This window comes from Parasphingomonas frigoris (assembly GCF_036663815.1).
Taxonomy (GTDB): Bacteria; Pseudomonadota; Alphaproteobacteria; order Sphingomonadales; family Sphingomonadaceae; genus Sphingomonas.
Map to the genome: position 1 here is coordinate 710,571 of NZ_JAXOJQ010000002.1, position 11,416 is coordinate 721,986.

The window sequence follows — 11,416 nt, forward strand, 5'->3', positions numbered from 1 at the left end:
CGGCTCCCGGCGTCAGTTCGCCGGGGCGGTCATCGCGTTCATCGAGCCGTTCGACGCGGTCATCGACGGCTTGCCGACCGGCGGGCGCAGCGCCTCGCGCTCGGCCGCGGTCATCACCGCATCCATGTCGGGACGGAAATCGGCGACCGCGCGGTCATCGGCATTGCGCTTGGGGTCGAGCAGGTCGGTCGGGACATGCCCTTCCTCGCGGCCGGCATTGAGAATCGCGGCGATCCGCCCGCGCGACAGGAACGCCGCCAGCCCGGCACCGGCGGCAACCACCACCGCGCCGATCGACCAGGCGGCGGTGCTGCGGATCGCGGGGGTCGTCGCCTCAGCGGTGCGGGCGGGTGCGCGCTTGGCGGTCGAGTTGCTCTTGGCGGGTGCCTTCGCGGGAGTCTTGGTCGGGGTCTTGGCCATGGTGGATCTCGTCTTCAAAAAGCAGGCGCGCGGCGACCGGAGCCGCCGCGCGCGAGAAAGTTACCGGCAGCGCGCGTCGCGCGTGCTGTCCTTGTCGATCGCCTGGCCGGCCAGCGCACCACCCGCCGCGCCGAGCAGCGCACCGAGCACGCCCGAGCCACCCGGAGCGATCGCCGCGCCGAGCGCGCCACCGGCGATGCCGCCGACGACCAGACCGGTCGTGCCGTCGCTGTGGCGGCAATAGTAACGCCCGTCGCTGCCGCGATAGACGCGGTCGTTGTTGCTCAGGCGGCGTTCCTGATAGCGGCGATTGTCGTCGCGATAGTAACGCGACGCGTCGTAGCCGTTATATGCCGGGTCGGGCCGGTCATAATCATATTGCGAATAGCCGCCACCGCCGCCGGCATAATAGCCGCGGCGCGGGCCGCCCGTATCGTAATCGGTGCAGCCGGCGACGAGCGTCGAGGCGGCGATCAATCCCAGAGTCAGTGCGCGCATGGGTTTCCTCCTGTTATGCTATTCCAACGAAATGCGCGGCGCGCGATAAGGTTGCCGCTGCGGCGCGGCAGGCCCGGGGGGATCGGGCCGGTGCGCGACGCGATTCCGGGGGGAAAGCGATGAGTCCGTTCGAATTGGTGTTTGCCGTCTACGGCCTGCTGCTAGGTCTCGCGCTGGCAGAGGTGCTCGGTGGTTTCTCGCGTGCGGTGAAGCTCAAGCGCGGCACGCGGCCGGTGCGGGTCGGCTGGCTGACGCCGTTGCTCGGGCTCGTGGTGATGCTCGACCTGACGAGCTTCTGGCTGCTCGCCTGGGATGCGCGCGAGCAGATCGGCGCGAATTACGTCACGCTGGTCGGCGTGCTGGCGATGGTCGGCGTCTATTATCTGGCGGCGACGCTGATCTTTCCCGACGCGCCCGAGGACTGGCCCGATTTCGACGAATGGTACGACAAGCAGAACCGGCTGGTGATCGGCGGGCTGCTCGCCGCCAATGTCGCGAGCTGGCTCGGCTCGATCGCGCTCGACGCGGTGCACCCGCTGCCCGAGGCGGCGGAGAAGGTGGGGAATGGGGGACTTGTGCTGGTGTATCTGCTTAGCGGGTTCGGGGTGCTGGGGCTGCTGATCGCGCTCCTGCTGGTGAAGGGGCGGTGGGCGAATGTGGGCATGCTGGCGGGGGTTTGTGGGTTGTTGCTGGTGAGCGGGGTGGTGGAGCCGTGGGTGTAGCCACGCGGCCGAGGCTTTAGCAAAGCTAAAGACGCGCGCTCAAGCGTGGCTCGGCCGGCGGCGCCACAGCGCCGACCGCCGGCGCGCCTTTGCCGCAGCTGACAAGAATCAATCTTCTCTAATCGCGCCAGCGTCAGTCAAAGCGACAGAAGGGATCTTGCCATCTACTGCTATTTGCATCTGATCCGACTGTGTTGGGACTCTTTCTAGATCCAAAACCCGGAGAGGGTCCTCTTCCTTCACTTCTTCTGGCCAAATAATGACCCTAAGCTTTGTGTCTGCAATCTGAACTACCAACATGCGACGTTGCTTGTAGCTCAATAATGCAGCACCCTCCGACACTGTCCCTTCGAAGCACAACGGCTTTCTGTTTAGGCGTCCATTAAGAGTTACATCTCCAAGCTTGTATGAACACGTTGCGCCTTCAAGATCAGCTATAATTCGTACGCTACTATCGGCTGAGGTAAATCTTCCCACAACCGAGCGATTGTCGCTACCTTTGAAAAACTCCAATGCGGCGAATATCGTAGCTTTATATCTTTGGTCTTGCTCTGCAGCATATTCGTCGAATGACTTTCTTGCTTTTTCCATGGAATGCCGCGCTGCCGCCACTTTGGCTCGCGCGTCGGCAATTGCCGAAAGATCACCAGCGCTGCACTGACTTTCGTCTACTTCCTTCAAAACCTGCTCTGCACGGAATATATATCCATCCGAGACGAGACCGCGAGCTATATTAGCGGCAGCGATTCCGCTACCGAGACTAAATGCCTGCTCATAATATTCTTTTTGAACGATGGAATTAGTATTTTCCATAACTACTCCCATATTATTAGGAGAGCTTTGCCAATTTTTGTCGGCTGTTCCGACTTTGGCATACCTTTCATAAGCGATGACAGCCAAGCTTTTTATAGTTCCGTACGAATACGCCAAATCAAAGAGTGAGTCCTTATCATTTGACTTATAACTTGTTGCTATTTCCAACAACATCGCCGCTGAAAATGGATCATCTTCCTTTTTTACAAGGCCCGCGAGCTTTAAAAACATCGACGAAACTTCATAATCGCTTGCGCCTGCGAGAAGCTGGTCTCTACAGAATTCCAAAGATCTATCAAATCCAATCAAACTATTGTACAAATCTATCCCCTCTCGGAGGACGTATACTTTCTTATCTCTATTGGCGCGCCCCAGAGCTTCTTTTAGCGTGTTTTCCGCGTTATCTAGGTCGTGAAGTCGAACAAACCTTCTAACCAGAAATATAAGAGGCCAAACCCACCCTATATTAGAGTTAGCCAAGCTTCTAAACTCATCCGGGCCGTAACCTACAGCTAGTTCTCTCCGCCTATCAACGTAAAGACTTTCCCAAAACTCGATATCATTGTTATATGATTCGCTTTTCTTAAAATCTTCAAAACTGCTTTCAAGATTATCAGGATTTTCATCAATCCAAAAAAGGTTCTTAATATTCTTAGACTCGTCTTGCTCAGCGACATCCGCCAACGTCTCAGCGGCTGTTGCAGGCGCTTCAGCGTCGTGGGGGAAGCTAATTGCCGCAGGCGCAACTTCGACGTGAGCCGGCACGCTTGGACCTTTGCGATCTAATTTGAGCCAGTCTTTTACATTAAAGCTCAGGTCACCAGCCGCTGCTGTAACACGCCAAACAATTAAAAGAATACAAATTGCAATGAGGAGCGCAGATATAGGCCACGCGATTTCCTTCGCGAGATCAATGATTTTATCCACGTCGCCCCCCCCAAATGTTCAAATCAGAATATTCGCCTGCGCAAAATTCGTAGGTGACAAGCCCCTGTCTGCCTCTGATCGTTAAGCGCAACTTCATTTTTGATTAAATCATCACGATATCCATCAACGTCGATATAAATATCTTTTTATTTAGAAACGATAGCCTTTATATCAATTTTTCAACAACGGCGCCAAATACTTCCCAGTAAACGACCCCTTCGCCTTCGCCACAACCTCAGGCGTCCCCTGCGCGACGATCTCGCCGCCCTTCACGCCGCCCTCGGGCCCAAGGTCGAGCACCCAATCCGCCGTCTTGATGACGTCGAGGTTGTGCTCGATCACCACCACCGTATTCCCCTGCTCGACCAGCTGGTGGAGCACTTCGAGCAGCTTGCGCACGTCCTCGAAATGCAGCCCCGTCGTCGGCTCGTCCAGAATATACAGCGTCTGCCCCGTAGCGCGGCGCGAGAGTTCCTTGGCGAGCTTGACGCGTTGCGCCTCGCCGCCCGACAGCGTCGTCGCCTGCTGGCCGACCTTGACGTAGCCCAGGCCCACTTCCTGCAGCATCGCCATCTTGTCGCGGATCGGCGGGACCGCCTTGAAGAATTCGACCGCATCCTCGACCGTCATGTCGAGCACGTCGGCGATGCTCTTGCCCTTGAACTTCACCTCGAGCGTCTCGCGATTGTAGCGCTCGCCGTGGCAGACGTCGCACGTCACATAGACGTCGGGGAGGAAGTGCATCTCGATCTTGAGCAGCCCGTCGCCCTGGCACGCTTCGCAGCGGCCGCCCTTGACGTTGAAGCTGAAGCGCCCGGGCTTGTAGCCGCGCGCGAGGCTTTCGGGGAGGCCGGCAAACCAGTCGCGGATCTGGGTGAAGCTCCCGGTATAGGTCGCCGGGTTGGAGCGCGGGGTGCGGCCGATCGGCGACTGGTCGATGTCGATGACCTTGTCGAGATATTGCAGGCCGGTGATCTTGTCGTGCTTGCCCTGGACGATGCGCGCGCCGTTGAGCGTGCGCGAGGCGGCGGCGAACAGCGTGTCGATCGTGAAGCTCGACTTGCCCGAGCCCGAGACGCCGGTGATGCAGGTGAAGGTGCCGAGCGGGAGGCTCGCCGTCACGCCCTTGAGGTTGTTGGCGGTGGCGTTGTGGACGGTGATCTTCTTGCCGTTGCCTTTCCGACGCGTCTTGGGGACGGCGACTTCGCGGCGGCCCGAGAGATAGTCGGCGGTGATGCTGTTCTCGTTGGCGAGCACTTCCTCGAAGGTGCCTTGCGCGACGATATGGCCGCCGTGGACGCCCGCGCCCGGCCCCATGTCGATGACATAGTCGGCGGTGCGGATCGCATCCTCGTCATGCTCGACGACGAGCACGGTGTTGCCGAGATCGCGGAGGCGCCGCAGCGTCTTGAGCAGCATGTCGTTGTCGCGCTGGTGCAGGCCGATCGAGGGCTCGTCGAGCACGTAGAGCACGCCCGACAGGCCGCTGCCGATCTGCGACGCAAGACGGATGCGCTGCGATTCGCCGCCGGACAGGGTGCCCGAGGTGCGGTCGAGGTTGAGGTAATCGAGCCCGACATTGTTGAGGAAGCCGATCCGCTCGAGGATCTCCTTGAGGATGCGCTCGGCGATCGCATTCTGCTGGTCGCCGAGCTGGCTCGGGACCTGCTCGAACCAGGCGAGCGCGTCGACCACCGACAGGCGCGTGACGCTCGAGATGTCGCGCATGCCGATCTTGACCGCGAGCGCCTCGGGCTTGAGGCGTGCGCCCTTGCAGACTTCGCACGCGGCGGAGGACTGGTACTTGCTCAGCTCCTCGCGCATCCACGCGCTCTCGGTCGAGAGCATGCGGCGGTTGAGGTTGCCGATCACGCCCTCGAACGGCTTCTTGACGTCGTACGACTTCTTGCCGTCGATGAAGGTCAGCGTGACCGCCTTGCCCTTGGTGCCGTAGAGGATCGTGTCGCGCGCGGTTTCGGGCAAATCCTCCCACGGCGTGTCGAGCTCGAACTTATACTCGCGCGCGAGGCTGCCGAGCACCTGCATGTAATACGGGCTCGGCGGGTTGGACTTTGCCCAGGGCACGACCGCGCCCTTCTTGATGCTGAGCGCGTGGTTGGGGACGACGAGTTCTTCGTCGAACAGCATCTTCTCGCCGAGGCCGTCGCACGCCGGGCACGCGCCCTGCGGCGCGTTGAACGAGAACAGCCGCGGCTCGATCTCGGCGATGGTGAAGCCCGAGACCGGGCAGGCGAACTTCTCGCTGAACACGATGCGGCCGGGGGGCGCGTTGTCGCCGAGCACTTCGTTCTTGGGGGTGTGTGGCTCGACCGGGTCGGCGGGGTCGACATAAGTGAGCCCGTCGGCGAGCTTCAGCGCGGCCTCGAAGCTTTCGGCGAGGCGCGTCGCGATGTCGGGGCCGATGACGAGGCGGTCGACCACGACCTCGAGGTCATGCTTGTACTTCTTGTCGATCGCGGGGGCTTCGTCGATCTCGTGGATCTCGCCGTCGATGCGGACGCGGGTGAAGCCGGCCTTCTGCCACTCGAGCAGTTCCTTCTTATACTCGCCCTTGCGGCCGCGCACGACGGGGGCGAGCAGATAGAGGCGCGTGCCCTCGGGCAGCGCCATCACGCGGTCGACCATCTGGCTGACGGTCTGCGCGGCGATCGGCTCGCCGGTCGCGGGGGAGTATGGGATGCCGACGCGCGCCCATAGCAGGCGCATGTAATCGTAGATCTCGGTGACGGTCGCGACGGTCGAGCGCGGGTTGCGGCTGGTGGTCTTCTGCTCGATCGAGATGGCGGGGCTGAGGCCTTCGATGTGGTCGACGTCGGGCTTCTGCATCAGCTCGAGGAACTGGCGGGCATAGGCGCTGAGCGATTCGACGTAGCGGCGCTGCCCCTCGGCATAGATGGTATCGAAGGCGAGGCTCGACTTGCCCGATCCCGACAGCCCGGTGATGACCGTCAGCGTATCGCGCGGAATATCGACCGAGACGTCCTTGAGATTGTGCTCGCGCGCGCCGCGCACGGAAATATGAGTCAGCATGTAGGGGCGTGTTCCATATTTGTTCGGGTGGCGCAAGCGACCGGTTGCAGGGGCGAGATGGGGCGTTAGGATGCCCCCAACAAGGGCGGGGGCTTCAATGAAATCAATTGCGATCGCGGCATTGCTCGTAACGGCACAGCCTGTACCGACCCAGACCGCGCCACTGGCGCCTACCGGGAAGTGGACGGTGGATTACGCGGACGCGGCCTGCATCCTGTCGCGCGATTATGGCACAGCCGACGCGCGGACGACGCTCGGCGTAAACCCATCGCCGCTTGGCTCAGGCCTCGAGCTCATCACCGTTACGCCAGGCGCGACGACAACGCGCTACCGTCCGACCAAGGGGACGCTGACGCTCCAGCCGTCGGGTCGAACGATCGACAGCGAGATTTCTAGGTACCAGATCAAGGCCAGAAACCAGACCGTCACGACGCTTAGAGCGGAAGGTGATGCCGCAACCGAGATCCTGCGTTCGTCGTCGCTTTCGATCACCTCCGCCAACGGCTCGCAAACAGCGTTCGCGATGCCGGGGATGAAAAGCGCAGCAGGCGCCCTCCGGGCATGCCAGGACGATTTGCTGCGCCAATGGAAGATCGACCCAGCCGAGCGCGATTTACCACCGCTGTCGACCGGTGCGACTTCTCCCGCACAATGGATCACCAACGACGACTATCCGACCAATTCCCTCGATGCCAGCGAACAGGGTGCGACGACGATCGCCTGGACGATAAAGACCGATGGCAAAGTCGCCGATTGTCGCGTCGTGAACTCGAGTGGGTCGAAGGCGCTGGACGAGGCCAGTTGTAGCGCCATCACCAGACGCGGTCGCTACGCGCCACCGCTCGGGACCGACGGCAAGCCGCAGGTCCGGCACGGGATACGCAAGATCGTCTGGCTCCTACCTTCCTAGCCTTAGCCGAAATCGGCCACATCGGCGCCGGGGCAGGCGCGCGCGTTCGCGCAACGAAAAGGCGCTACGCCCGCCCATACGCCGGCAACGCCAGCCGCCACCGGATCGCCGCCGCACGCAGCGCGAACCCGCAGGCCGCGGCGATCGGCGCGGCGAGCGTTGGCGAAACGCCCAAGGTGACCAGCACCACGTGCGACCCCGCCGCCAGCGCCGCCGCCGTCACATACAATTCGGGCCGCATCAGGATCGAAGGCTCGCCCGCCAGCACGTCGCGGATGATCCCCCCGACGCACGCGGTCACCACCCCCATCAGCGCGGCCGGGACGGGCGGGATGCCGAACGCCAGCGCCTTGGCCGCGCCGAACACGGCGTAGGCGGCGAGCCCGACCGCATCGAGCCAGTCGAGCGCGGTGCCCTTCCACCAGCGCTGCGGCGTCGTCCACACCAGCACCGCCACCGCGAGGCACGTCCCTGCGACGAACCGGTCATGCACCCAGAACACCGGCGCGCCGATCAGCAGGTCACGCACCGAGCCGCCGCCGACCCCGGTGATCAGCGCGAAGAAGGTGGCGGTGACGAGCGTCTGCTGGTGTCGCGTCGCGGCGAGCGCGCCGGTGATCGCGAACACCGCGATCCCGAACAGGTCGAGCCACGGCAGGATCGAGCCGAATTGCCAGGGAAATTGTGCGGGCATCGCCACGCTCTAGGCGAGGAGCGGCGAAGAGGGAATGTGGTTCGCGCGAGATCGGCGCGCGGCATGTGGCCGCGCGCCGGTTCGGATCAGCGGACGGCGGCTGCGTCGTTGGCGACGACGGCGCCGCGCTGTTCGGGCGTCATCGCGGCGGCATTGACGTCGGCGGCGCGGATCGCGTCGGCACGGTCTTCGCCATTCTCGCGCTCGGCCTTGGCCTGCGCCTGCAGGTCCTTGGCATTGGCTTCCATCGCGTCGGCGCGATTGTCGGCGGCTTTCTCGACCTGCTTGGCAAGCTTGCCGTCGCCATTGCCACCGCAGGCGGCCAGCGGAAGCGCGACCAGCGCCAACGCCACGATCATCGTCTTTTTCATCGGTAATCCCCGTTTACGCGTACCAAGAAGGGTACGCGCGGAGAACCGCCGTTGCGCGAGATCGTTCCGCGTGCGGAGCGAGCGGGGGTGCGTGATCCAAGGGCATGGGCAAAGCCCATGCCGTCGGCCGGCGCTTTGGGCGCCGCCGGCCGGTCTGATCGCGGCGGGCCTTGGCCGTAGCTGCGCTACGGCCTCGGGCGATCAGACTCAGACGTGAATCGCCTTCCCGCGGACCGCCATCGCGGCTTCCTTGATCGCCTCGCTATGCGTCGGATGCGCATGGCAGGTGTAGGCGATGTCCTCGCTCGTCGCGCCCATCTCCATGCCGAGCGCAGCCTCGGCGATCATCGTGCCCGCGGGCACCGCGATCGCCCAGACGCCGAGCACGCGGTCGGACTTGGCATCGGCGATGATCTTCACGAAGCCGTCGGGATCGTGGTTGGTCTTGGCGCGGCTGTTGCCCGCCATCGGGAACTTGCCGACCTTGATCTCGCCGCCGTTCTTCGTCGCCTGCTCGCGCGCGACTTCCTCGGTCAGGCCGACGCCGGCGATTTCCGGCCAGGTGTAGACGACGCTCGGGATCACCGCGTGGTTCACGATGCCGGTCTGGCCGGCGATGTTCTCGGCAACCGCAATGCCCTCGTCCTCGGCCTTGTGCGCGAGCATCGGGCCGGGGATGACGTCGCCGATCGCCCACACGCCGGGGACGGTCGTCTGGAAGCGGTGATCGGTGTCGATCTGGCCGCGCGGGTTGGTCGAGAGGCCGGCGTTTTCGAGCGCGAGGCCATCGGTGTTGGGACGCCGCCCGATCGAGACGAGCACGCAATCCGCCTCAATCGTCTCGGCGGGGCCGCCGGCCGACGGTTCGACCGTCAGCGTGGCCTTGTCGCCGTTGACGGTGACGCCAGTGACCTTGGTCGAGAGCTTGAATTCGATGCCTTGCTTCTTGAAGACCTTGTTCGATTCCTTGCGGATATCGCCATCGAAGCCCGGGAGGATCTGGTCGAGATACTCGACGCAGGTGACCTTCGCGCCAAGCCGCCGCCACACGCTGCCGAGCTCGAGCCCGATCACGCCGCCGCCGATCACGACCATATGCTCGGGAACCTTGTCGAGCTCGAGCGCACCGGTCGAATCGACCACGACCTTCTGGTCGACGGTAACGCCGGGGAGCGGGGTGACCGACGAACCCGTCGCGATCACGATGTCCTTGGCGGTGACGGTCTGCTCGCCGACCTGGACGGTGTGCGCATCGACGAACGCGCCGCGGCCCTTGAGCCAGGTGACCTTGTTCTTCTTGAACAGGAAGGCGATGCCGCCGGTCAGCTGGTTGACCGCGTCGAGCCGCTGAGCGTGCATCTGCGGAAGGTCGAGCTCAGGCGTGACCTTGATGCCCAGCTTGGCCATCGTGCCGTTGGCGGCGGCGTCGAAATATTCCGACGCGTGGAGCAGCGCCTTGGACGGGATGCAGCCGACGTTGAGGCAGGTGCCGCCGAGAGTCTCGCGCGACTCGACGCACGCCGTGCGCAGGCCGAGCTGTGCGGCACGGATGGCGGCGACGTAGCCGCCGGGGCCCGAACCGATGATGAGGACGTCGTAATCGTAGTCAGCCATGTGTCACTCCGTTCGCCCCGAGCTTGCCGAGGGGCTGCCTTCTCTTCCGTCCGACAGACAAGGACAGTGCTTCGACAAGCTCAGCACGAACGGAATATGGGTCGGTGCGATCCGATATTACAGGTCGATCAGGATCCGCGTCGGATCTTCGATCGCATTCTTCAGCGCGACGAGGAACGTCACAGCCTCGCGACCGTCGATCAGGCGGTGATCGTAGCTGAGCGCGAGGTACATCATCGGGCGGATCACGATCTGGCCGTTCACCACCACCGCGCGGTCCTCGATGCGGTGCAGGCCGAGCACGGCGGCCTGCGGCGGGTTGATGATCGGGGTCGACATCAGCGAGCCGAACACGCCGCCGTTCGAGATGGTGAAGGTACCGCCCTTCATCTCGTCCATCTTGAGCGTGCCGTCCTTGGCGCGCTTGCCGAAATCGCCGATCGTCTTCTCGACCTGCGCGACCGACATCTGGTCGGCATCGCGCACCACCGGCACGACGAGCCCGCCGGGCGACGACACCGCGACCGAGATATCGGCATAATCGTGATAGACGATCTCATCGCCCTCGATCGAGGCGTTGACGCTCGGGATGTCTTTCAGCGCGAGGCAGGCGGCCTTCACGAAGAAGCCCATGAAGCCGAGGCGGACGCCGTGCTTCTTCTCGAACAGATCCTTGTACTTCGCGCGCGCCTCGATGACCGCGGTCATGTCGACGTCGTTGAAGGTCGTCAGCAAGGCCGCCGTGTTCTGCGCTTCCTTGAGGCGCTTGGCGATCGTCTGGCGCAGGCGCGTCATGCGGACGCGCTCTTCCTTGCGGCCGGTCGACGCGGCAACCGAAGCCGAGACCGGCGGTGCGGCAGCAGGTGCCGGTGCAGGCGTCGAAGCGGCGGCCGCCGCGACGTCGTCCTTGGTCAGGCGGCCGTCCTTGCCGGTGCCCTTGACCGTCGCGGGGTCGACACCGTGCTCGAGCACCGCGCGGCGGACCGACGGCGAGAGCGCGGCGGGGGTGTCGCGCGGATCGGACGCGGGGGCCTGCTGACCGGCGGTCGCGGCGGGCGAAGCCTGTGCTTCGGCAGGGGCAGCGGCGGGCGACTGGAGCACGGCGGGCTGCGGCGCAACGGCGGCGGCGGGAGCGCCCTCGCCTGCGTCGATCGTCGCGATCATCGCGCCGACGAGCACGGTGTCACCGACCTGCACCGCGTGCTGGCCCATCACGCCGGCGACCGGCGACGGGACTTCGACCGAGACCTTGTCGGTCTCGAGGCTGGCGATCGGCTCGTCGACCGCGACCTTGTCGCCGGGCTGCTTGAGCCATTCGCCGAGCGTCGCTTCGGTGATCGATTCACCGAGTACCGGTACTGTGACTTCGGTTGCCATATCAGCCTCTTTTCTCTTC

10 protein-coding genes are annotated in these 11,416 nt (G+C 63.6%); 2 read left to right on the forward strand and 8 right to left on the reverse strand.

Going from position 1 to position 11,416, the window contains the following annotated elements; translation table 11 throughout:
* Positions 1–12 precede the first annotated feature (12 nt).
* Together U1872_RS08790 and U1872_RS08795 are read right to left on the reverse strand one after the other, a co-directional pair.
* The gene (locus tag U1872_RS08790) at positions 13–420 is read right to left on the reverse strand and encodes a hypothetical protein (RefSeq protein ID WP_332792502.1); all 408 of its coding nucleotides are present in this window, start codon (positions 418–420) and stop codon (positions 13–15) included.
* A gap of 60 nt (positions 421–480) precedes the next feature.
* Positions 481–918 carry a hypothetical protein gene (locus U1872_RS08795; RefSeq protein ID WP_332792503.1) on the reverse strand — a complete coding sequence of 146 codons (438 nt, stop codon included), beginning with the start codon at positions 916–918 and terminating at the stop codon, positions 481–483.
* 119 nt (positions 919–1,037) lie between these two features.
* On the opposite strand from U1872_RS08795, the gene U1872_RS08800 reads away from it, so the two are divergent.
* Entirely contained in the window at positions 1,038–1,640 is a 603-nt protein-coding gene (locus U1872_RS08800) for a hypothetical protein (RefSeq protein ID WP_332792504.1), read from the forward strand.
* A gap of 108 nt (positions 1,641–1,748) precedes the next feature.
* Here U1872_RS08800 and U1872_RS08805 read toward each other — a convergent pair whose 3' ends face one another.
* Both U1872_RS08805 and uvrA read right to left on the reverse strand, forming a co-directional pair.
* Positions 1,749–3,380, reverse strand: a complete 1,632-nt coding sequence (locus tag U1872_RS08805; RefSeq protein WP_332792505.1) for a hypothetical protein — start codon at positions 3,378–3,380, stop codon at positions 1,749–1,751.
* Positions 3,381–3,551: 171 nt separating this feature from the next.
* Positions 3,552–6,431, reverse strand: coding sequence for an excinuclease ABC subunit UvrA (gene uvrA / locus U1872_RS08810; protein ID WP_332792506.1), 2,880 nt, complete (start codon positions 6,429–6,431; stop codon positions 3,552–3,554).
* A gap of 97 nt (positions 6,432–6,528) precedes the next feature.
* Between uvrA and U1872_RS08815 the strand changes: the two genes are divergently transcribed.
* Entirely contained in the window at positions 6,529–7,341 is an 813-nt protein-coding gene (locus U1872_RS08815) for an energy transducer TonB (protein ID WP_332792507.1), read from the forward strand.
* A gap of 64 nt (positions 7,342–7,405) precedes the next feature.
* Here U1872_RS08815 and U1872_RS08820 read toward each other — a convergent pair whose 3' ends face one another.
* The 4 genes from U1872_RS08820 to odhB form a co-directional block, all read right to left on the reverse strand.
* A complete protein-coding gene (locus U1872_RS08820; protein ID WP_332792508.1) occupies positions 7,406–8,035 on the reverse strand; it encodes a trimeric intracellular cation channel family protein in 630 nt (209 codons plus the stop codon).
* An 86-nt stretch (positions 8,036–8,121) separates the two neighbouring features.
* Positions 8,122–8,406, reverse strand: coding sequence for a hypothetical protein (locus U1872_RS08825; RefSeq protein ID WP_332792509.1), 285 nt, complete (start codon positions 8,404–8,406; stop codon positions 8,122–8,124).
* A gap of 207 nt (positions 8,407–8,613) precedes the next feature.
* Entirely contained in the window at positions 8,614–10,020 is a 1,407-nt protein-coding gene (gene lpdA / locus U1872_RS08830; protein ID WP_332792510.1) for a dihydrolipoyl dehydrogenase, read from the reverse strand.
* A 117-nt stretch (positions 10,021–10,137) separates the two neighbouring features.
* Positions 10,138–11,397, reverse strand: coding sequence for a 2-oxoglutarate dehydrogenase complex dihydrolipoyllysine-residue succinyltransferase (gene odhB / locus U1872_RS08835; RefSeq protein ID WP_332792511.1), 1,260 nt, complete (start codon positions 11,395–11,397; stop codon positions 10,138–10,140).
* Positions 11,398–11,416: the final 19 nt, after the last annotated feature.